Raw genomic sequence first — 20,689 nt, 5'->3', positions numbered from 1 at the left:
ACCCCGTAAATCCTTCTGTTTCTGTGCCTTCAAGCCGGCGCCTCAGTGGCCCGCCCCGTTGGCGTGGAGCGGGTTATAGGCGTACCAGCCCCACCCGTCAACACGCAAATCCCAAAAAAACCAAACTATCTGCGAAAAACTAAAATTCGAACAAAAACAACACCTCATATATCATTCCAATCACCACCAAACACACCCCAAAACCCCGCAAACAAGCCAAAAACAACACAAACCAAACTCAAAAATTAACAAATCCAAAATTTGCACAGACACTGGGAAAACCCAAAACGACAAACTCATAAGACAGAAAACCTGCCGAACAGCAGAATGAGACGGTTAAGAAGCAACAGAGCTCAGAGCTCAGGGCTCAGGGCTCAGGGCTCAGGGCTCAGGGCTCAGGGCTCAGGGCTCAGACAGAAGAAAGGGAAAAGAGGCGAGTGAGCAAACACAACAGAGTACGATAAGCAAACCGCACACCAAACTTGCGGGATCGGCAACCAAACAGCTCTTTGCGACCGAGACAAGCACGACAATGAGCCAGACAGAGAGAGAGCTCACGATAATTCTCGACAAACGATGCAAGACGACTAGCTCAGGCAACATTAAAGAATGCAGTTGAACTGAGAATTCGGCTTCATATGAAGAGCACCGTCGATGCGACATTAATGGACCCCTTGCATCAACGCACAAAACAAGAAGGCAGTTCCACTCCACAAAACCCGGCGCATCTCGGCAGCCCGGCACATCTTAGCCGAGAACTTCCATTAGCAATCCAAGTAAAAAGAAATCACGCAGTCAGCCTGACTGATCCCCCAACTTCACCTCAAAGCCAGTTTGCGTTCTTTTGCGCTAAACTGCGTTAAACACCGCCAAACTGCGTTGCTATGTCAGTAAAGCAACAAACAAACGCGATTGCCGTCCAGAGTGAGGATGCCCCTAATCGAACAAACCAAAGGCAAAAGACATAGCCTTATGCTTCTCAAGCCGACACTTATCACCGCAGTCACAAAACTTATGCCCGCAAAGACCAACCCCGCATAGCAACAGGCATAGCCAGAACAGATGCGTACATACCTCGTTCGCACCAACACCCAGCCATTCCACCAAACTCGCTAACCAACTCAACCTCAAGTCCCAACTTCACACCATTCGCAAACCGCAGCCCATTTCCAGTCACCAGTTCACCAGCACCAAAGTCTCAAGGAGAACATTACGGGAATAGACCACGACCAAAACATGCTCCATGCTCCAACCATGCAGCATCGCAGACGGACAAGTCCGGGTTCTTTGACAACTGAAGAAAGAAAAGCACCACCTCACAACCAAGCGGGAGAGGTAAATACACGCAGACAGTACGGGGTGTCTCGCTATGCTTTTGAGGGAAGGAAGGAGAAGCCGTCACAAACCATAAACAGCCATCTCAAACGCAAGCTTAAGTCGCTCGCATAATAATATCAGTAGGGAGGAAAACTCAGCTGTAAACATCCAAAGGTGGCTCACTGAAATGAAAGGGCTCTTGCAAAAGCCGAAGACCATCACAGCTATTTGCCAAGTACCGCCCCACCAAAGTCAAAAGCTTGTCGCATGTGAGCCGCGACAAGCTGTCGAACTTGCATTAATGCACAGAAAGCCAGTCCCGGGCCGCGCGCTGCGCTTCTGCAATTTCCATGGAGGACATTTCCTGGGATACCTCGCGGCGATAACGCACCGCTTGAGTGCTACCGCGCATGGCAGCCAGATTAAACCATTTGTGCGCTTCAATCAGATCGCAAGCGCCCGCTTTGCCGGAGGCTGCATCAAGACCACGCCGTAACAGAGATTCCACTTCGCATGCATTTTGCTTCACATGCCGATGAATTACGCCATCAAACTGCAACACAGTCATTAAATCTCTCTCCTAAAACACAGTGAACTCGTTTGGTATTGCTCGTAATTTTTGATGAGATAAGAGGAGGCTCATGACCTCCCCGAAATCTAATTGACGTCGCGGACTATTAGATTTTGACACTCTAAAAAGGCGGTTAAAAACCATGATTGAAACGAAAAAAGCGGTCTCAAAAGCAAAATTTAAGTAGTTCTGTCACGGTGTAAACCAAGGGATATTGCACTGAATGATTTGATGGGTTGTGCGAATCAAGTCCGGGGAGAACATGTCTAGTCCACTGATTGATTGCCTTGCACATTCCTGAGCTTACGATAAGGTAAAGTCATTCTTAAAAGCTTCAGTGTTTTGGGAGGAACCATGAAAGCACCCTTTTTAAAGACATCTCTGGCTGCCCTGCTCTCGCTCGGTCTCACCACATCAGCCCTGGCTGCAGATGCAACAGGCACCTGGATGCGGGCAAATGGGACTGCAAAAATCAAGATCTCCAAATGTGGGGGCAATCTGTGCGGCAACATTGTCTGGCTGAAGAAGCCACGCAAAGATACCGAAAACCCGGATCCAAAACTGCGCGATCGTTCGCTGATCGGTACAAAAACCATCCTTGGCATGAAGCCAAACGGCAAAAACAGCTGGAAAGGGAAGGTTTACAACGCAGAAGACGGCAAAACCTACTCAGGTAAGATGGAACTGGTTTCTGACAACAAGCTAAAACTTGAAGGCTGCGTTCTGATCTTCTGTAAAGGCGACACCTGGACCCGTACAAAGTAAATTTACCTTAGGCTCAAAGGGTCCACGCCGAAACAGGCCTGTTATGTTAGCTAAACACCTGCTTCTTGAATGCAGCAGGTGTTTAGGCAAACAGGTTGGAAATGATCCGTCCAGGCATCATCTTTTTCTTCTTTCTTTTCATGGCTCCGGTGGCAGCTCCTGCCCATAGCTCCGATTTGCACGGCCTCTGGCAAACGGCAAAAGGAGCAATCATCAACATTTCCCAGTGCGGTAAAGCCATGTGCGCACGGTTGCAGTCCTTCAGGCCACCTGATGGGCAACAACAACAAGACGTATTGGATCTGCGAAACCACGACACTGCGAAACGCTCACGTAAAGTTCTCGGTCTCAGAGTTCTCTGGAACATAAAAGCGGCAGGTGAAAACAAATGGCAAGCGGTAGGGTATGACCCGCGACGAGGATATGAAGTCAGCATAGATCTGCACCTTCTGCCCAGCGGTCTTTTAAGAATGACAGGCTGCAAAAAAGTTGTCCTCAACTTCTGCGAAAACGTCAATTGGCAACGCCGCTAGCCCTCCCCTTCTTCAGCATCAAAAACTCAACAAATTGAAACATATCTCGCAGCATTCGTTTCCTGTTCTTTTCCCGCTATATGCTAAGGACAAGCTCTTGAACACCTTGCTGACTGGCATCTGAGCACGAACTTTTCAAGATTATGCCAGAAAGGCATGGCATCTGCTTTTGGTTTGCGTGAGCAGAAATCTAAGGATGGTTCAGCGGTTCATGGCCAGCAACATTAATCCCGATGATTTAATCCCACCGCATAGGTTGGAAGAGATTTTCAAGATTGCCTTCCAGCTGCTGCTGCGAAAGGGGCGCGAAGCCGCAAACATGGATGCAGTGGCTGAAGCCGCTGATATTGATGCTGACCTCCTGCGGCAAAGGTTCGAAGGAGAGCATGATCTCGTCGCCCCGGCCATGCGTTGGTACTTCATGCGGTTCAGCCAGCAGGTCAGCTCCAGTTCGGCCATGTACGCAGATATCTATTCCTGCATGTATCTGATGTTGACCGATTTTGCGGAGCTTTGCGAACAGCAGAACCGTATAGAGGGCAGCCTTTACTGGTCAACTATTGGAGAGATTGGCCGGTTTGACCCTGTTCTAGGAGAAGAGTATCTCGCCCTGCGCCTAGAATGGGCTGCTGAAATTCGCAGGCGTTTGGTTAAATTTGAAAGTGATCTGCAAACGCCGGAAGACATTGATCATCTGGTGGACTACTTTATGATGGCGTTTGAAGGCATTATTCAGATGGTAAAGTTTGAAACTCCGCTGGATCAAATCTTCCCCGCCATCGACATCACAATGGAAGCCCTCACCAGCCGCATGAAAAAGAGCCCGAACATGCCGGGCTCCAAATAAACGCATTGTCAGTCTGAAGTGAAGTCACCTCATACGCACACTCAGTTCCCTGAGGCAATGGTGCCTTTGCCCTGAAGGTGGCCGATAAAGGTCTCTTGGATCTGTGGTGCATCCCATTCCAGCGATCCTGGAATTCCACCAAGAACACCACCGTTTTCATCCAGAAAGATTGTGTAGGGCATGGCCGCAACCTGGAACGCAGTGCCCATCGCCTGCATATCGACAGCCTGATAGCTGGTAAAGCGCTCCAGGCCCAAACGATCCTGCAGGAAGCTTTGAATGCGGCCATAAGGAACATCTTCCAGCGCAACCACGACAAACTGGCCATCGAGCCCTTGCGCTTTCAACTCATCTTCGAAGCGCTCCATAGCAGGAAGTTCAACGCGGCAGTTTGGGCACCAGGTCGCCCAGAAGTGCAAGATAGCTGGCCCTTTGGTGAAAGCCTCACCAAGTGTTTTCGTGCCATTGGCATCTCTCAGTTCAAGGCTGAACTTTGGATCTTCAAAAGAGGCCGCTGAAACGGGAGAGATCAGCGCCCAAACAGCAAGAAAAATGGAAGTCAGCAGTATTTTTTGAGCCCGCATCATATCAAGGTCCATTCGCAAGTGATTTCAATTTATCATTCTGCGAGAGCCTAGGTTTGGCGGCACGCTGGTTCAAATCAACTTAAAGTGCCGGTGTCGTGATTGAAGCTTAAAACTGCTGATCGTTGCAGGTATCAGCGCTGATTAAACAGCACAGATTGTGCCTGTTTGTCCTCCGCAATATTGGAGCTGTCAGCCTCTGCCTTACCAACCTCAAGCCCTTTCACCACGGCTGATCGCGCGAGCAACCGCTCACGCCAGGCTTTCACATGCGGAAACTCATCCAGATCCATGCCCTGGCGCTCCCAACGATGAGACCAGCCAAAAATCGCCATATCAGCAATGGTGTATTCTCCGGCGGCCACATAGGAACGGTCCGCAAGCCGTTTATTGAGCACACCATAAAGCCGGTGAGTTTCGTTGAAATAGCGGGTCATGGCGTATTCAATTTTCTCGGGCGCATAAATACGGAAATGGTGGTTCTGACCAAGCATGGGCCCAAACCCGCCCATTTGCCACATCAGCCATTCCTCAGTTTCCACGCGGCCGCGCTCGTCAGACGGGTAGAACCGATCAAACTTGCGCCCCAGATACTGCATGATAGCCCCTGACTCGAAAATAGAAATGGGTTCCCCGCCCGGCCCTTCAGGGTCAACAATGGCAGGCATTCGATTGTTTGGGGCAATCTTCAAAAACTCAGGATCAAACTGTTCCCCGCGCCCAATATTCACCAGTTTCAGATCATAGGGAATACCCAGTTCTTCCAACATGATGGAAATTTTCCAGCCATTTGGCGTTGGCCAGTAATAAAGCTCAATGGGTTTGGTCTGTGTTGCGGCCATGGGTCACCTGAAAACTGGAATAGTAGAAAATCGGGAGTAAGGGATTGGCACTGCTAGTCAGATACGAAACTTATTTCAGAACTGGCCAGCAGGAAACATTCGATGTCGCTGCCAGTTAACAGTTAGAAAACCAGCTTGAAGCCTTCGTGTGTCGACACAAATCCATTGCTCTCATAAAAGCGGTGCGCATCGGCACGCTCCTTATTGGATGTGAGCTGCACCATACAGCAGCCCTTTTCACGCGCCAACTCAACTGCATGTGAAAGCATCGCCTTGCCGAGCCCCTTGCCGCGCATGTCAGCGCGGGTATGCATGCTTTCAATCTGCCCACGCGGTTTGCCGTTAAAGGCCAGCCCGATCAGAAAGGATAGCTGAAACGTAGCCACTGGCTCGCCCTCGTCCAGCTCGCCAACATAAATATCGGTGTCTGCCGCCTGCTGGATGGCGAGGAAAGCTGGTCTGTACGTGTCAATCTCACCGCTTTCCAGATGAACACGTTGGGAGGAAGCCCCTCCGTTCATCATTTGCACAACAGCTTCAAGGTCTTCAGGACCGGCAACACGTATCTTCAACATCAAAACACCACGTAGGAACTAGCGACAAATTTCAGAATCGCTATCCACTTTGGCGATCCCGAATGTGGTTTTACGGAAGTTCTCCTTCTTCCACAAATGAGGCCAGCTCACATCGATCTGATGGGAACGCAATGTTTTGTCATGTGCCGGGGCTTTGTTGGACGCAAACCCACCACTGCTGAGCGCGCTTTGCATTCCGCGATTGGTACCATCGTCGCCCATATCCCAGACGATAAAGCAGTCTGAGCGTTGGTCAGTACTGGGTTGGAAGCTTTGAATGATGTGGCGTGCCTCCGGCAAGGTGACGCGCAGGTTGCCGCCGGTGTATTCATCCAGTGAAACAATGGTTGCCTGTGCAGCCTCCGGGAATTGCGCTTTGAGCTGCTCACCGAGGTCCTCGTAGGGCTTCATATGACGGCAGTAGCCGCCGCACATTTTTTTGTCGGGGGCCAAAAAGCCGGAGATACGGATGCCGAGGACAACGAGGACTAAAACCGCCAGAACGCTGCTGTAGATTTTCACCGATCGCGCCGCATAGGTCCTGCGCGAGATTTGGAAGAAGATCACCAGCGGCAGCAGCAGCAACACCGGATGCATGTGGCGCTCTTTGATGTATTGCGCGCCGCTGAGCAGGACCCCCGTAAACGCCAGGGCCAGCGAGATCAGCAGAGCGCGTTGTAGCAGTTGACCGACACGATACACCTCTGCATCAGAAGCAGTACGCTCCCTCACCTTCCCCTTGCCAAACAGCGCCGGGAAGAACAGTAGCAGAACCAGAGGCAGAAACGGGGCAGAGAAGCCAAGCAGACTGGTGAGCAGGCGCAGTTCGCCGGTCAGGATGCGGGTCACATCACTGCCCTGCTCCCCCTCCCGCATCACGTTAAGCGCAGAACCGACAAGTGCTTGCTCACTGCTGAAAACCCAATAGAGGTAGGGGCTGTACATGAGCACAGCGATCACGCCGGAGGCCACCAGCAACGGCAACCGTATCTGCCCGCGCCAATGACGGTCACTTAAGGCGGCCAAAAACATCGCAGCAGGCACCAGAACGTAAGAGTGCTTGGAGAGCATCCCCAAGCCAACGGCAAGCCCCAGACACACCGCCGCCCCAACCGTCTTGTCCCGCAGAACCCAAAGGAAGCAGTAAACGGTGGCGGCGGAGGCGGCCATCAGCACCGCTGTGTGGGTCACTCCCTCATGCAGGTTGAAGCCGATCTGGTAGAACGCCACCCAGGAGAACACAGCCAAAGCCGCCAGCTTCTCATTGGCGATGGCCTGCCGCGCCACGCCATAAAGAAACAGCGCGAAACACAACACCAAAGAGTATTTGAGAACCAGAAAGCTCCAGATGGTCGGGCCGAAAATCTTCTGCACGCCATAAAGCAGCCACTCGTAAACGGGAGGCTGGCGCACCTGATAACCAAGCCTCAGCTCCTGCACAAACACGTTCTCAAACATGTCATCCGTACTGAGGGTGGGAGAGAAAGTGCCGCGCAAAAGCAAATGCAGCAGCAAGTAGCCTGCAATCAGAACAACAACGCCCACCGGTCGCCACCAAAAGCGGGTTGAAACTGTCTCTTCCGGCATTCACTCATCCCCCCATGGAGATCCAGACCGGAAGCTTAAACACTAGACAAAACGCCAGATACAAAGAGGGCCACATCCCAGCTGCTCAGCTGGTGGATGTGACCCTCAAAACACAAATGAACGGGTTATACCCTAAGATCTGCGGAGTATTTTTCCACATGGGCGAGCAGTTGGGCCGCGCCCTTCTGATCAGAGGAAAGCACAAACCCCAAACGCTCGGCAGCACGACTGCCCACATTGTAAGAGCTTGCCCAGATGATGAACGGTGCCAGCAGCATCGGCAGCGCAACCGGCATCACCCATAGCCACAGCGCGGCTTCACCAATCCAGCTCAGGCCCATGGCCAGCGCCCCAATCACGCTCACCCACCAAACGGACCGCAAACATTCCAGTAGTGGAAGGCGTGCCGCATCGCGGTGAGCATTGGTCCATCCGCTGTCACGTCCCATCAGAACCTCAAACACGGAGCGACACTGGAACGCCATCAGAACCGGAGCGAAAACCGCAGAGCTGATCAGCTCAACAAAACCGCCCAGAACACCTTTGCGAGAGGTCGTCTGATCACCCAAAAACACTTCTTTCAAAACAACAAGCGTTTTTGGCAGCACCAGCAGCGCGACAACACCAAACAGCAGAGCTGCACCTTCATACGCCGCACTCATTGGAATGTGGCCCAGAACCGGCAAATGGTTTTTGAAGGTGTAAGCTTCCAGCACAGGCAGATCCAGCGGAGCAAACAGGCTGGCCAGCAAAAACGCAGCCCAGACTGGGGAGCTCAGGTAAGACATGATGCCAAGCATCAGGGAGAACCGGCCCCATGGCTTCAAAGCACGCGCGCCAATCACGCGGGAGTGCTGCAGGTTGCCCTGACACCAGCGTCGGTCACGCGCCGCATAGCCAAGAATATTCTCAGGCGCAGCCTCATAAGAACCGGTGATCCGCGGGTCACACTCGACCTGCCAGCCGGCACGGGCCAAAAGCACCGCTTCCACACTGTCATGGCTGAGGATGTGTCCACCAAACGCTGCCGTATCATCCAGCTCCGGCAAGCCACAGCTGGAGGCAAACGCACGGGTGCGGATGATGGCATTATGGCCCCAGAAAGGACCGCACTCGCCCTGCATGGCAGCAAGGCCAAACGCATAGGCACGGCCAAACATGCCAGAAGCAAACATCAGGCTGCGGCCAAAATAGCTTTTCAAACCAACCAGCATCGGCACAGTCTGCAGCAGGCCAAGGTTTGGCTCCGCTTCCATACGGCCAACCATATGCACCAGTGTGTCGGCACGCATCAGGCTGTCAGCATCCAGCACCACCATGTAACGGTAGGCACCACCGCAACGCTGCACAAACTCGGCCACATTCCCAGCCTTACGGCCATGGTTGTCAGTGCGGCGGCGATAGAAGATCTTTTGCTCCGGATAACGCGCAACCAGTTGACGAACAACCTGTTCTTCCTGCACCGCAATCTCGTCATTGCGGCTGTCAGAAAGCACATGCCAGTGAAACAGGTGTGTTGCATTCTTTGCGCGCAAATCATCCATCATGGCAGCAAGGCGCGCAGCAACTTCAGGCGCATCCTCGTGATAGATCGGCATCAGAATTGCAGTGGCAGAAGCTGGCAGAGCGCGCGGATCAGCATCAAGAGGCTTAACAGAGCGGCCATAAAGAAGGCCCAGCAAAACAGTTGCTCCACCCCAGGAAAGCCAGAGCGTGCTGATGAACAGCAGCGCAATCCGAACAACCTCATAGATGTTGAGATGGTCAGCGCTCAGGGCTGCATAAAACAACCCTGTAAAGCTGAGGGACAATGCAAGACAGAAGACAAAAGCCGCAGCCCGGCGGTGCCCTACCCCGTCGCGAAACGGCTTATCCATGGATTACCGCTCCGAGAAGGTGGAAATGGCTTTTCGCAAACTCGTCCGCTTGCCTGGCAAAGCTGAGTAGCTGCGCCCAAACCGCAGGCGGCGCCAGATCAGAACAAACCAGCTGTCACCGGCAGAAAGGTCCTGCACTGGCATGGCAAGCGGTGCAACAGGGCCGCTGCTCAGGTTAACGTGTGTAGAAAATAGTTCAGATTTCATAGGTCTCATGAGCTCCACCCCCACTGGTAAAGCCACTCTTCGGAAACTGCTTTTTCGCCGTCAGTCAGCTGAAGGCGCAATTCAACCGGGATTTCAAGGTCATCGCGGGAAACATCAAGAAACACACGATAAACACCCAGTTCTTCAATGTAGCGAACGTCCGCAAAGTCTACTGTGCCGTTTAAAGCAGCGTTTTCGATAAATGGTTTAGCGCGTACTAGCTGCTCCCCATTCAATCCGCTTTCAGCAAACAAGGAGGCGTCAAAGTCCACCACAAACTTGCGGGTCAGCGAGTTCTCTTCAGAAGCTGAATGGCCTGCTTTACCAGAACGGGTCTGGGTAATCGGCATCAGCATCTGCTCAGAACGACCAACTTCATCACCCCAGTACATCTTGTAGTGGAACGAGAGTTCGTCACCGGCTTTCACCGCTTCATTAGGTGACCAGAAGGCAACGATATTGTCGTTGATTTCCTGATCTGTTGGAATTTCTGCAAGCATCACAGCACCGGAACCCCAGTCACCAAGAGGCTCGATCCAAAGGCTTGGACGCTTGTCATAGCGCGCTTCAAGATCTTGATAATTCTCAAGATTTTTATCGCGCTGCATCAAGCCGAACCCTGCTGGAGAACGTGCTCCAATGAAGGAAAGCTGCAGATTATCCGGGTTGGAAAGTGGCCGCCAGGAGGTCTTGCCATTGGCAAAACGCAGCTTCAGGCCATCACTGTCATGCACCTCAGGTCTGAAGTCATCAAACCCGACACGGTCGTTTTCACCGTAAAGGTACATGGAGGTTAGTGGTGCAATCCCAAGCCGCTCCACATCACTGCGGAAGAACAGATGTGCAGTCACATCCACTTCTGTCTGCTGGCCAGGTTCAAAGACAAACTGATACGCACCTGTAACACTCGGGCTATCAAGTTCCGCCCATACAGTCACCTTGTCGGAACCCTCAACCGGCTTGCCAAGGTAAAATGCGGTGAAGTTCGGAAACTCCTCCGGCTTGCCGCTGGCTGTATCAATAGCAAGCGCACGGGCAGACAAGCCATAAACATTGCCGGCACCCAAAGCACGGAAGTAGCTGGCGCCCAAAAACGCCACCAGTTCATCCATCCGCCCTTCCACATTCAGTGGGTTCAGCAGGCGGAATCCGGCCACGCCGGGAAAAGAAACATCGCTCAGAGATGCGGTCAGTTCTGCATCCTGATAGTCAAAGTCAGCAGCTTCAAACACAAATGGCTGAGCTGCGCCCTCTTTTACCTCATGAATTTTCAGAGGATTTTTGAACAACCAGCCCGGATGGAAAGCATGAACACGGAAATTCTCAGTGTCCTTCCACTTGCTGCGGTCACGCTTATAGGCAATTTTCCGATAACCATCGTACTTCAATGCAGCCAGCACTTCCGGCAATTCTCCGGATGGTTCTGTATAGGCTTCCTGCGCCTGTGCCTTCATCTTTGCCACGAGTGCGCCAAAGGTAAATGGCATCTGAGACTGAGAGCTTTCGCTTGCTCCAGCAGCTGCAGAAGAAGCGAAAGCCCCAAACCCAACACTGGAGCAAATGACGCCTAATACAGCGATATTGGAAAGAAAACTACTTCGTTGATTAAGCAACGAGACGCCCCCAAGGTTTCAAATACAACAAAGTGCAGTGTTCGCATACACTGCGCAACTATAAGTTCTAGCAGAGCCTAGATCTCAGACCAGACAAGTCTCCATAACGCCCGATCACCTGAAGTTTATCGTAGCGTAATAAGGCGGAGATGTGGTCGTGGCTAGGCGGAGAGGTGATGATTCACAGCGAAAATTAACCCTGTGAAACATCTCTAAATCCTTAGAATTACTGAGATATTAGGGGCAACTTATTCAGGCGACACGTTTTCACCACGCTCTAACCCCAAACCCACCAAAAGCAATCGCGTCTCTTCGTCAACTTCTTTGCCAGCACTGGCTGTGATCTGACTATTCTTGGCAAACCCCAGACACTCAAATTCAGATGATATCCAGTCAACTTTTCTTGGGCGCAGCGCTATCTCTTGCCGCGACGGCAGCAATGCTTACACAGAACAACACGCATTCTTATCAGTTTCTCTGAGCAGTTTTTAAGGCACTCCCCCTACCCTTTTCATAGGTTCTGAAGGAGGCCCTATGGAAATTGGCATCGGTCTGATCGGCGGCGGGTATATGGGAAAGCTGCATGCGGTGGCATTGAACACAGCCGGTGCTGTGTTTGACACCAAACTGCGTACCCGTCTGGAGATGATCTGCACCACCACCGAAGATGGGGCGGAGGACAAAGCCAGACAATTTGGTTTTGCACGCGCAACCGCCGACTGGCGCACACTGGTTAATGATCCGCATGTAGAAGCAATCGTCATCGCCAGCCCTCAGACCACCCATAGAGAAATCGCGCTTGAAGCATTCCGGCTCGGCAAACCGGTCCTTTGCGAAAAACCGCTCGGCGCCAGCCTGTCGGATGCCACCGCCATGGCACAGGCGGCAGAAGAATCCGGCCAGATCAATATGGTGGGCTTCAACTACATCCGCACCCCGGCAACCCAACTGGCCCTCAAACTCATCAAAGATGGGATCATCGGTGACATCACCTTCTTTCGTGGAGAACATACAGAAGACTTCTTCGCAGACCCGAACGCTCCGGCAACATGGCGCTCCAGCGGAGATGCCAACGGCACTATGGGAGACCTCTCCCCTCACATGATCAACTGTGCTCATGTTCTGGTTGGCGCAATCAAAAGCGTGAATGCCCAGATCGAAACCGTCTTCAAATCCCGCCCTTCTCAATGTGCCCCCAACATCGTCGAGCAAGTCACCAATGATGATGTCGCTCAGTTTATGTGCACCTTTGAAAATGGTGTCACCGGCCACCTTCTCTTCAGCCGCGTGGCTCTGGGCAAGAAGATGGGCATTATCTATGAGATCACGGGAACCAAAGGCGCGCTGCGGTTTGATCAGGAAGACCAGAACGCACTCTGGCTCTACCGCATGAAAGACGGCCCGGAACAATCCGGCTTCCGCAAGATCCTCACCAACCCGCATCACCCGGACTACGCCGCCTTCTGCCTCGGGCCCGGACACGGCACCGGTTATCAGGATCAGCTGATCATCGAAGCCCGTGATTTTCTGGAGGCCATCGCCACGGGCGAAACCAAATGGCCAACTTTCAAGGACGGCCTTGAAGTCTCCAAAGTGGTCGACGCCGCCCGTCGCTCCCACCAATCCGGCAGCTGGGTTGATGTGAACTAGCTTTTCACAACAAAAAAGGCCCACCAGATAGGCGGGCCTTTGAATTCTTCAAAGCTGGAAAACCGGCTTATTCCAGGCCGATCTTCGCTTTCAGCATGTCAGACACAGCCTGTGGGTTTGCTTTACCCTTGGACGCTTTCATCACCTGACCAACAAACCAACCCAGCATGCCTGGCTTTTCTTTCGCCTGCTCTGCTTTGTCAGTGTTCGCTGCAAGGATCTCGTCCACGATGCCTTCAATCGCACCAAGGTCGGTTACCTGCTTCATGCCGCGATCTTCAACGATCTGCGCTGGGTCACCACCTTCAGTCCAAACGATCTCGAAGAGGTCTTTCGCGATCTTACCGGAAATGGTGCCTGCTTTGATCAGGTCGATGATCTTACCCAGCTGCTCAGCAGAGATCGGGCTGGTGGTAACATCCAGACCTTCTTTGTTCAGGCGGCCAAAGGTATCGTTGATCACCCAGTTCGCTGCCAGCTTCGCATCACGGCCCTTCGCAACTTCCTCAAAGAAGTCACAGGAAACACGCTCAGCAACCAGAATGTCAGCGTCGTATGGTGTCAGACCAAACTCGTTGATGTAACGCGCCTTCTTCTCATCCGGCAGCTCTGGCAGGTTCGCAGCCATTTCATCAACCAGCTCCTGAGAGAACTCAAGCGGCAGCAGATCTGGATCTGGGAAGTAGCGGTAATCATGCGCTTCTTCTTTAGAACGCATGGAGCGGGTCTCACCCTTCACGCTATCAAACAGGCGTGTTTCCTGATCGATCTCGCCACCATCTTCCAGAATGCCGATCTGACGACGGGCTTCATATTCAATCGCCTGACCAACAAAACGGATGGAGTTCACGTTCTTGATCTCACAGCGCGTACCGAACTCACCGCCCGGCTTGCGAACAGAAACGTTCACGTCCGCACGCATGGAACCCTGGTCCATGTTGCCGTCACAAGTGCCGAGGTAACGCAGAATGGTGCGCAGCTTGGTCAGGTACGCTTTTGCTTCGTCAGCAGAGCGAATGTCCGGCTTGGAAACGATTTCCATCAGCGCCACGCCCGAACGGTTCAGATCCACGAAAGACATGGTTGGGTGCTGGTCATGCAGGGATTTACCCGCATCCTGCTCCAAGTGCAGACGCTCAACGCCCACTTCAACCTGTTCCCCGTCCTTCATGTCCAGATGGATGGTGCCTTCACCAACGATCGGCTGTTTGAACTGGGAGATCTGGTAGCCCTGTGGCAGATCCGGGTAGAAGTAGTTTTTGCGGTCAAAAACGGACTTCAGGTTGATCTCTGCTTTCAGGCCAAGACCGGTACGGATCGCCTGACGCACACACTCTTCGTTGATCACTGGCAGCATGCCCGGCATCGCTGCATCAACCAAGCTCACATTATTATTCGGATCGCTGCCAAAGCTGGTGGAAGCGCCCGAGAAAAGCTTGGCCTCAGAGGTCACCTGAGCGTGAACCTCCATGCCGATTACGATTTCCCAGTCGCCTGTTGCACCCTTAATGAATTTCTTCGGGTCTGGCGTCCGCGTATCGACAAGCGTCATGCGATCAATATCCTGTGTTCGTTAAAGTCTTCGCGTAAAAAATCGGCCACGCAAATGCACGGCCACGAAGACCACCTAATTTCTCAATGGTGTTGGGTAGGCCATCAACCCCGCAATGGCAAGTGAATCTTCGCCCGTTTTTTGCGCAGAGTGCCTAAATTTCGGGGAGAAGCCTGTAGAAAGACATCTTCAGGCGCACCAAGCTTGACCCACGCTGAAGTCAGCGCCCTCGCCCATCACTTTGCACGGCGACGGCGTGCCCCGATTTTCATAGCAATAGCACTTACAATCAGGCCCGTTGCAAAGCGGAACGGAAACAGCGCCAGCGGACCAACCTCCGGGTTCCACGGCATCGGAATCCCCACCAATTTGATCGCACCTTCCAAAAACAGGCTCAGCGCAGCAGCAGCAAATCCGGCAATGAAGATCTTCGCTCTCTGATTGGAATAGTAACCCATATAAGCGGCGATCAGGATCGCAAACGGATTTAAAAGCCCCGGCCAGAGCAGGATTACGGAGATATCATCAGTCATCTAAGTCTCATTCAGATCAGGACGGCGGTATCTGTGAACCGCCACATATGCGCTACGTAGTTCCCCTAGCACATTCTGCAAGGAACTACGCAATAGACTTAGAGCGCATCCCCGAAAATGCACCACTGCATAGCTTCAGACCGGCAAAACCGCCCGATAACACCCACACATGCGCAAATCTGCAACACTCGCTCAACTCTGCGCAGCATGCCCTGCCACCTCTCTTGCATCACTGCACCCCCTTGCCTATAAGGCAGCCATCAATCAATGGAGTTTTGATGCGAGCTCGACAAGAGTCCCGGTAAAGCCCTGTCGAAGATAGACAGGGCATGCACAAAGAAACCAACCTCACTGACCGCATGAGCGGGCAGACGAGATAAGTGCATCTTCAAAACTCAAAGACATCAATGGATATTTCGAAAGCTGAACAGCGCATTTTGCATGTGCTGGCACAAGGCGGCTGCATTGAATTGCGCCGCGACGACGACGGCACTCTGGAAGAAATGAACTGCATCACCCGCGACGGATGGTATTACGCCGGCCTTTCTGAACACATCTTCAGAAAACTGAAGTACCGGCGCCTGATCTCCTCCAAAGGAGGCCGTCCATACCGGATCACCAAACTGGGCCTCTCCCGCGTCCGCAGCCAGCTCGACAATCGCTGACAAAACCACCCCGCAGCATCAGGCTGCGGGGTAAACTTTCACATCTCGCTATCTGGCATGATCAGAGATCTGCTTCAAAACCGCAGCAACAATTGCTTCAGGCCGATCTTCCTGAACCAGATGCCCTGCCTCAGAGATCAACTGACACGCTTGACCAGATAAGGACTGCGCAAGCACCTCCCCTTTTTCAGGAGGAATCCACTTATCACACGCACCCCAGAGAACTGAAACCGGACAATCCAGCGGCCCATAAAGCGGCTCAACCTCATCCGTATAGGCCTGATCCATCTGCGCAATCTGCCGGTAAAACGCGGGCTGCCCAACCGGGCCAATCCACGGCGCGCTATAGATCTCCAATGCCTCTTCAGAAAGCTCATTATGTGCGGCAGTTTGCAAGTAAGCGCGCAACATCGCCTTATGCATATACTCCGGCATCTCGGCAAAGGCGGCTGTATGCTTGCGAACATGCTGAACCAACGGCGAGCCCCATGGAGCCAGCGCAACAGCATCGAAAATTGTCAAAGAACCATAACGCAAACCCTCCAGATAATAGGCTCGCAAAACCGTTGCTCCGCCAAAATCATGCGCCAGCACATCAGGGCGTGTCAGCTCCCACTCGTCAAACAGAGCTGCCAACACCTTATTCTGCACACCCAGAGAAACATCCTGTCCTTCACGCATTTCAGAAAGACCGTAACCGACCAGATCAAAATAGTAGACCGTTCTGCGGTCCATGATATGGGGCACAATCCTGCGCCAGACCTGAGATGAAAATGGTGTTCCGTGAACAGCCACCAACGGCGGCCCGTCACCCATTTTGCCCCAGCGCACGGCATTCCCATTGATGATGGAGGTATATGGAAGTTCAAGCATAACACGACTCACATTGACATTTAGCTAAATGACTATATGAATACCTAAATGGAAAGAGCAATACAAATAAAGGCCATCTCCAGCGAGCCGAGACTGAAAGTTCTGCGCCTCCTCACAGAGCCTCAAAAACACTTCAGCCATCAGCAATCTGCTGATCCGGTTGAGTTTGGCGTGTGCATGACATTGATTGCCGAAGCTTTAGGTGTTGCCCAACCCACAGCCAGCAGGCATCTGGACATCCTCAAGCAGGCTGGCTTCATCACAGCCCAGAAGCACCTGAAATGGTCCTACTGCAAACGCGATGAAGCAGCGATCAAAGACTTCCTACAGTGGCTGGGAGATGAGATTGCACCATTCTAACCAACCGGCCCCGCAGTTACGCACTACAAGGGCTGGCACTCACTTCCACAGATGAGCTTGGCCATCAGCAAGTCGTGAAAAAGAACCTGCGATCCTTCTTTTCGCGAAATGGATAAACATGACAGGTAGCTTGATACCATCCCCGATCCCACAGCTCGACGGTAATATGGGTTGCAGATGGGGTTCCGCCGGGATGCCACACGCCGTTCTCATCACGCAGGCGCAGGTACAAACCGTCAGTTCCTTCCGCATTGCGATAAGCACGTTGAATGTTGGTATTGTAGGACTCGCTCAACACTTGCCGAACGGTTGGACCGGTAAAACTTGATCGCGAGTTCAAGGTAGCATTGCCAACAAGCTTATCAGGTTCAGCGGCCCAATAAATATCAGCCTGCGCACTCGGCAGAGCAACTCCCAGAGTCAGCAAACAGACACTCATAAACTTTCCGATTTTCATTATTTCTTCCTTTCCCCGAAACTTCGGGCAAAAGGAAGACGCAGCAAACATGGTGATGCGCGGCTGAAATCAGTAAAAGCGTGAACACATCCAAAGCTTTAGCCCATTAAAAACCGCAGGCTATTGCCTCAGCAACTCGCGTTCATCCACCACGTAGCGCACCGGCTGCATCATGCCGACGGCGAGGTGCCAGATGTTGTGACAGTGGTACGCCCACATGCCGGGATTGTTGGCCAAAAACTCAATAGTCACCGTCTCGCCCTTCGGCACCCAGACCGTATCCATAATCGGGGCAAAATCATCATCTGCGCTACCAAGCACGCGGAAGGTATGGCCGTGCAAATGCATCGGGTGAGACATCGGCGAGCGGTTGATCATGCGCAGCTGAACCACTTCTCCCTGCTGTATGTCCAGATATGTCTTTTCCGGATGAGGCCCTGCAAAAGGCTCCGGCCAGTAATGGTTGTTCATCATCCACTCGTACTTCTTCATCTTGCCGGAAAGAAGCACATCATAAACCCGGTCCACCTTGCGCCCGAAACCGGATGGATTGAGCGATTGCAAACTCCGGAAATCAACCGTCACACCATCAAATGTGGGTCGCTTGTCATTCACAGATACCTGCGCATCATCAGTGTGAATGACGCCAAGGCACTGCTTATCATCACCTAAAGCTGCGGCATGGATCGTGTAGCTGCCACTGTCTGGCACATCAACCAGCACATCATAGCGCGCAGAGGTAGGCACAATCACATTCTGTCCTTCAATGGGCTTTACCCGGTTGCCATCCACCTCGATGACAGAAAACTTCAACCCATCAATGGAAATGCGGAAAAACGTGCTGCCGGAAGAGTTGATCAATCGCAGCCGCAACCGTGAGCCTTTTTTGACTGTCAGCGTCCAGGGATTGGAATTTGGCTGCCCATTCAAGGTGTAGCCAACATTTACAACATCAATATCAAAGTCTTTGGTGTTTGGTGGTTCATAGGCATCCTTGATCTCGGGCCGATGTCGTCCGCTTCGGAGCTCTTCAATGATCTCCTTCCCCTCTGCCGGAGGGATATCGCTGAACATCAAAGCTTCATCATAATCATAGGAATACGGATTGTCCTTGGGATCAATGATAAGCGGACCAAGAAGCCCATACTGCTCCTGCACACCAAGGTGAGAATGATAATAGTAGCTGCCCTGCTGAACCAACGGGAACTCATAGTACTGCGAGGTTCCGGCCTCAATCGGCAATTGGGCAATCTCAGGCACACCATCCTGTAGAGATGGCAGCAAAATACCATGCCAATGAATGCAGGTTGGCTGGGTCATCCGGTTGTTGATGAGCACCCGGAACATGTCCCCTTCTGTGTAGCGGATGGGTGTTCCCGGCCATATTCCCCCAACCAGCATGCCCTGCAGATCAACCCCATATTGCGAATAGGGCTTTTCATCCACGACCAGCGTGTAATCTGGTTTGGCAACACCTGCCCCAAGCAGAGACTTGGCGCAGCCGGTTTCAGGAGGAACGGAAGCAGGAGGGAGAACGGGCTGTGATTGTTGCGCCCCGGCATTTCCCGCAATGAATGTCGCCGCACCGGCCGCAAGCCCGCCGCTCGCGCTGGTTTTCACAAAGTCTCGACGGCTCAGCTTCATGGGGCACCTGCTCTTCCACACATCAAAAGAGCAGCTTAAGGCAGGGAACGCCTACATTTCCCTAGCATTTTCGAGAGGATTATAAGGAATGGATTACGCGCCGATCAGACGATCAGCGCCCATGGAACCCAGAGCCAGAGAACTGGTCAGACCCGGGCTTTCAATACCCATGTAAGCCAGCAGACCCGGAATACCGTGGGTCTCTTCACCCCAGATCGCAAAGTCAGCCGCTTCCGCACCCGCTGGCACCAGCTTTGGCCGAATGCCGGAATAGTCTGCCTGCAAACTGCCATCCGCCAGATCCGGGTAGTACTTGCGGATTTCAGAATAGAACCGCTCACTGCGCGCTTCGTTCACCTCATAGTCGATCTCATCGATCCACTCCACATCAGGCCCAAACCGCGCCTGATTGCCCATATCGAGCGTCAGATGGACGCCAAGTCCGCCCGGCTCCGGCACTGGGTAGATTAGATGAGAGAACGGCGCATCGCCCGGCAGACTGAAGTAATTGCCTTTGGCGTAGTAGAGCTTTGGCACTTCACGGCGCATATGCCCCGCCAGCTTGGAGAGCATCTTGTTGGAATGTAGACCCGCCGCAATAACCAGCTCGTGGCAGGTGATCGCATAGCCATCCTTCATGACAACGGTAAAGCCATCGCCTTTGAAGTTCTTGGCAGCAAACTCTTCGTGGTCGTCCTCATCCAGATGCTCACCAGCCGCTTCCAGATCTTCTTCCACCAGAATGTCAGCACCCATCAGCTCACTTGGACGCATACCAGTTTCAATCTGAGTGACTTCTGTCCCAACAACAACAAGCCCGCCATGCGCTTCTAATCCACCCTGAAGGGCCATCATGTACGCATGACTATCCACAATGCCTGTGGAAGGAGAAAACAGGGCGCCCTTACACGCAAGATGCGGCTCAAAGCCCCGCGCCTGCGCTTCATTGAGCATCAAAAGATCTTCAACACCATTGGCAGCAGCACGTGCGCGAATGCCATCCAACATGGAAACCTGACTTTCATCAGTCGCCACAATCAGCTTGCCAACGCGCTTATAAGGCACGCCATATTCCTCACAGAAGGAATAGAGCATCTCCTTACCCTGCACACAAACCTTTGATTTCAATGAATCTTTTGGATAGTAAATCCCGGCATGGACAACTTCGGAGTTACGGGCACTGATTTCGGAGCCGATGATCTCATGCTGTTCCAGCACAATAACTTCCCGTCCCCTGCGCGCAAGTTCATATGCCGCGCTCAAGCCTACAACTCCTGCACCGATTACGATGCACTCAACGTCTGCCATGCTATTCCTGTTTGCTCTTTTATTGTTGGGAGACAGACCCATAGCACATTACGCAGCAATCTAAACAATATACCCACAGCCTTTCCCGCATTAATCCCCAAGGCAAATGTGTATATTTTGAGGCACTATGTCTTGAAACGGCAAAACACCCAATATCTAGTAGGCAGCATAATATACCAGCATTCTGCCCATCCGCATTCATCCACAACCGGACTTGCCGCTTGGACAGGCAAACAAAAAAGCCTGCGCGAGACGCAGACTTTTCCAGAGCACATGTAGTGCGCATGTTAATAATGTGCAACAGGCACACTGAAGATAAATCAGAGACC

20 protein-coding genes are annotated in these 20,689 nt (G+C 52.5%); 6 read left to right on the top strand and 14 right to left on the bottom strand.

The genetic code is table 11. From position 1 onward, the window contains the following. Window positions 1-1,615 precede the first annotated feature (1,615 nt). Window positions 1,616-1,885, bottom strand: coding sequence for a hypothetical protein (locus AC3CB2_RS22765; protein WP_008552958.1), 270 nt, complete (start codon window positions 1,883-1,885; stop codon window positions 1,616-1,618). Window positions 1,886-2,242: 357 nt separating this feature from the next. On the opposite strand from AC3CB2_RS22765, the gene AC3CB2_RS22760 reads away from it, so the two are divergent. The 3 genes from AC3CB2_RS22760 to AC3CB2_RS22750 all read left to right on the top strand — a co-directional run bounded on the left by AC3CB2_RS22760 (window position 2,243) and on the right by AC3CB2_RS22750 (window position 4,033). Then, complete coding sequence (locus AC3CB2_RS22760) at window positions 2,243-2,653, top strand: DUF2147 domain-containing protein (protein WP_008552976.1); 411 nt, start codon at window positions 2,243-2,245, stop codon at window positions 2,651-2,653. Window positions 2,654-2,754: 101 nt separating this feature from the next. Further along, on the top strand, window positions 2,755-3,186 hold the full coding sequence (locus AC3CB2_RS22755; RefSeq protein WP_352936616.1) for a DUF2147 domain-containing protein: 432 nt from the start codon (window positions 2,755-2,757) through the stop codon (window positions 3,184-3,186). 211 nt (window positions 3,187-3,397) lie between these two features. Further along, complete coding sequence (locus AC3CB2_RS22750) at window positions 3,398-4,033, top strand: TetR/AcrR family transcriptional regulator (protein WP_352936614.1); 636 nt, start codon at window positions 3,398-3,400, stop codon at window positions 4,031-4,033. A 41-nt stretch (window positions 4,034-4,074) separates the two neighbouring features. On the opposite strand, the gene AC3CB2_RS22745 is transcribed toward AC3CB2_RS22750, so the two are convergent. The 7 genes from AC3CB2_RS22745 to AC3CB2_RS22715 form a co-directional block, all read right to left on the bottom strand. Continuing rightward, window positions 4,075-4,620, bottom strand: coding sequence for a TlpA family protein disulfide reductase (locus AC3CB2_RS22745; protein ID WP_352936612.1), 546 nt, complete (start codon window positions 4,618-4,620; stop codon window positions 4,075-4,077). A gap of 131 nt (window positions 4,621-4,751) precedes the next feature. After that, complete coding sequence (locus AC3CB2_RS22740; RefSeq protein WP_352936610.1) at window positions 4,752-5,459, bottom strand: glutathione S-transferase family protein; 708 nt, start codon at window positions 5,457-5,459, stop codon at window positions 4,752-4,754. 122 nt (window positions 5,460-5,581) lie between these two features. Beyond that, window positions 5,582-6,034 carry a GNAT family N-acetyltransferase gene (locus AC3CB2_RS22735; RefSeq protein WP_352936608.1) on the bottom strand — a complete coding sequence of 151 codons (453 nt, stop codon included), beginning with the start codon at window positions 6,032-6,034 and terminating at the stop codon, window positions 5,582-5,584. 18 nt (window positions 6,035-6,052) lie between these two features. After that, entirely contained in the window at window positions 6,053-7,621 is a 1,569-nt protein-coding gene (locus tag AC3CB2_RS22730) for a glycosyltransferase family 39 protein (RefSeq protein WP_352936606.1), read from the bottom strand. A 125-nt stretch (window positions 7,622-7,746) separates the two neighbouring features. Further along, a complete protein-coding gene (gene mdoH / locus AC3CB2_RS22725) occupies window positions 7,747-9,498 on the bottom strand; it encodes a glucans biosynthesis glucosyltransferase MdoH (RefSeq protein WP_352936604.1) in 1,752 nt (583 codons plus the stop codon). A gap of 3 nt (window positions 9,499-9,501) precedes the next feature. After that, complete coding sequence (locus AC3CB2_RS22720) at window positions 9,502-9,705, bottom strand: hypothetical protein (RefSeq protein ID WP_054784822.1); 204 nt, start codon at window positions 9,703-9,705, stop codon at window positions 9,502-9,504. A gap of 5 nt (window positions 9,706-9,710) precedes the next feature. Further along, entirely contained in the window at window positions 9,711-11,318 is a 1,608-nt protein-coding gene (locus tag AC3CB2_RS22715; protein ID WP_352936602.1) for an OpgD/OpgG family glucan biosynthesis protein, read from the bottom strand. A gap of 534 nt (window positions 11,319-11,852) precedes the next feature. Here AC3CB2_RS22715 and AC3CB2_RS22710 point away from each other — a divergent pair. After that, window positions 11,853-12,968, top strand: coding sequence for a Gfo/Idh/MocA family protein (locus tag AC3CB2_RS22710; RefSeq protein ID WP_352936600.1), 1,116 nt, complete (start codon window positions 11,853-11,855; stop codon window positions 12,966-12,968). A gap of 67 nt (window positions 12,969-13,035) precedes the next feature. Here the strand turns inward: AC3CB2_RS22710 and gatB are convergent, their stop codons facing one another. Together gatB and AC3CB2_RS22700 are read right to left on the bottom strand one after the other, a co-directional pair. Beyond that, the gene (gatB, locus tag AC3CB2_RS22705; protein WP_352936598.1) at window positions 13,036-14,520 is read right to left on the bottom strand and encodes an Asp-tRNA(Asn)/Glu-tRNA(Gln) amidotransferase subunit GatB; all 1,485 of its coding nucleotides are present in this window, start codon (window positions 14,518-14,520) and stop codon (window positions 13,036-13,038) included. A 236-nt stretch (window positions 14,521-14,756) separates the two neighbouring features. Further along, window positions 14,757-15,053, bottom strand: coding sequence for a hypothetical protein (locus AC3CB2_RS22700; RefSeq protein WP_008552962.1), 297 nt, complete (start codon window positions 15,051-15,053; stop codon window positions 14,757-14,759). 407 nt (window positions 15,054-15,460) lie between these two features. On the opposite strand from AC3CB2_RS22700, the gene AC3CB2_RS22695 reads away from it, so the two are divergent. Continuing rightward, window positions 15,461-15,718 carry a YjhX family toxin gene (locus AC3CB2_RS22695; protein ID WP_014286212.1) on the top strand — a complete coding sequence of 86 codons (258 nt, stop codon included), beginning with the start codon at window positions 15,461-15,463 and terminating at the stop codon, window positions 15,716-15,718. Between the two features lie 48 nt (window positions 15,719-15,766). Here AC3CB2_RS22695 and AC3CB2_RS22690 read toward each other — a convergent pair whose 3' ends face one another. Continuing rightward, a complete protein-coding gene (locus tag AC3CB2_RS22690; protein WP_352936596.1) occupies window positions 15,767-16,591 on the bottom strand; it encodes an alpha/beta fold hydrolase in 825 nt (274 codons plus the stop codon). 48 nt (window positions 16,592-16,639) lie between these two features. Here AC3CB2_RS22690 and AC3CB2_RS22685 point away from each other — a divergent pair, with 48 nt between their 5' ends. Further along, window positions 16,640-16,951 (top strand): ArsR/SmtB family transcription factor, encoded by a 312-nt coding sequence (locus AC3CB2_RS22685; protein ID WP_352936594.1) that lies wholly within the window; start codon window positions 16,640-16,642, stop codon window positions 16,949-16,951. Between the two features lie 64 nt (window positions 16,952-17,015). On the opposite strand, the gene AC3CB2_RS22680 is transcribed toward AC3CB2_RS22685, so the two are convergent. The 3 genes from AC3CB2_RS22680 to AC3CB2_RS22670 form a co-directional block, all read right to left on the bottom strand. Then, complete coding sequence (locus tag AC3CB2_RS22680) at window positions 17,016-17,408, bottom strand: hypothetical protein (protein ID WP_352936592.1); 393 nt, start codon at window positions 17,406-17,408, stop codon at window positions 17,016-17,018. Window positions 17,409-17,528: 120 nt separating this feature from the next. After that, on the bottom strand, window positions 17,529-19,052 hold the full coding sequence (locus AC3CB2_RS22675) for a multicopper oxidase family protein (protein WP_352936590.1): 1,524 nt from the start codon (window positions 19,050-19,052) through the stop codon (window positions 17,529-17,531). A 93-nt stretch (window positions 19,053-19,145) separates the two neighbouring features. Continuing rightward, window positions 19,146-20,360, bottom strand: coding sequence for an NAD(P)/FAD-dependent oxidoreductase (locus AC3CB2_RS22670; protein WP_352936588.1), 1,215 nt, complete (start codon window positions 20,358-20,360; stop codon window positions 19,146-19,148). Window positions 20,361-20,689 lie beyond the last annotated feature (329 nt).

The organism is Pseudovibrio sp. SCP20 (assembly GCF_057774105.1).
This window is presented reverse-complemented; position numbering and strand designations above follow the sequence as displayed.

Coding starts and splice junctions, on each gene's coding strand:
- AC3CB2_RS22765 (WP_008552958.1), bottom strand. CDS start 1,885: ATGACTGTGTTGCAGTTTGATGGCGTAATTCATCGGCATGTGAAGCAA.
- AC3CB2_RS22760 (WP_008552976.1), top strand. CDS start 2,243: ATGAAAGCACCCTTTTTAAAGACATCTCTGGCTGCCCTGCTCTCGCTC.
- AC3CB2_RS22755 (WP_352936616.1), top strand. CDS start 2,755: ATGATCCGTCCAGGCATCATCTTTTTCTTCTTTCTTTTCATGGCTCCG.
- AC3CB2_RS22750 (WP_352936614.1), top strand. CDS start 3,398: ATGGCCAGCAACATTAATCCCGATGATTTAATCCCACCGCATAGGTTG.
- AC3CB2_RS22745 (WP_352936612.1), bottom strand. CDS start 4,620: ATGATGCGGGCTCAAAAAATACTGCTGACTTCCATTTTTCTTGCTGTT.
- AC3CB2_RS22740 (WP_352936610.1), bottom strand. CDS start 5,459: ATGGCCGCAACACAGACCAAACCCATTGAGCTTTATTACTGGCCAACG.
- AC3CB2_RS22735 (WP_352936608.1), bottom strand. CDS start 6,034: ATGTTGAAGATACGTGTTGCCGGTCCTGAAGACCTTGAAGCTGTTGTG.
- AC3CB2_RS22730 (WP_352936606.1), bottom strand. CDS start 7,621: ATGCCGGAAGAGACAGTTTCAACCCGCTTTTGGTGGCGACCGGTGGGC.
- mdoH (WP_352936604.1), bottom strand. CDS start 9,498: ATGGATAAGCCGTTTCGCGACGGGGTAGGGCACCGCCGGGCTGCGGCT.
- AC3CB2_RS22720 (WP_054784822.1), bottom strand. CDS start 9,705: ATGAAATCTGAACTATTTTCTACACACGTTAACCTGAGCAGCGGCCCT.
- AC3CB2_RS22710 (WP_352936600.1), top strand. CDS start 11,853: ATGGAAATTGGCATCGGTCTGATCGGCGGCGGGTATATGGGAAAGCTG.
- gatB (WP_352936598.1), bottom strand. CDS start 14,520: ATGACGCTTGTCGATACGCGGACGCCAGACCCGAAGAAATTCATTAAG.
- AC3CB2_RS22700 (WP_008552962.1), bottom strand. CDS start 15,053: ATGACTGATGATATCTCCGTAATCCTGCTCTGGCCGGGGCTTTTAAAT.
- AC3CB2_RS22695 (WP_014286212.1), top strand. CDS start 15,461: ATGGATATTTCGAAAGCTGAACAGCGCATTTTGCATGTGCTGGCACAA.
- AC3CB2_RS22690 (WP_352936596.1), bottom strand. CDS start 16,591: ATGCTTGAACTTCCATATACCTCCATCATCAATGGGAATGCCGTGCGC.
- AC3CB2_RS22685 (WP_352936594.1), top strand. CDS start 16,640: ATGGAAAGAGCAATACAAATAAAGGCCATCTCCAGCGAGCCGAGACTG.
- AC3CB2_RS22680 (WP_352936592.1), bottom strand. CDS start 17,408: ATGAAAATCGGAAAGTTTATGAGTGTCTGTTTGCTGACTCTGGGAGTT.
- AC3CB2_RS22675 (WP_352936590.1), bottom strand. CDS start 19,052: ATGAAGCTGAGCCGTCGAGACTTTGTGAAAACCAGCGCGAGCGGCGGG.
- AC3CB2_RS22670 (WP_352936588.1), bottom strand. CDS start 20,360: ATGGCAGACGTTGAGTGCATCGTAATCGGTGCAGGAGTTGTAGGCTTG.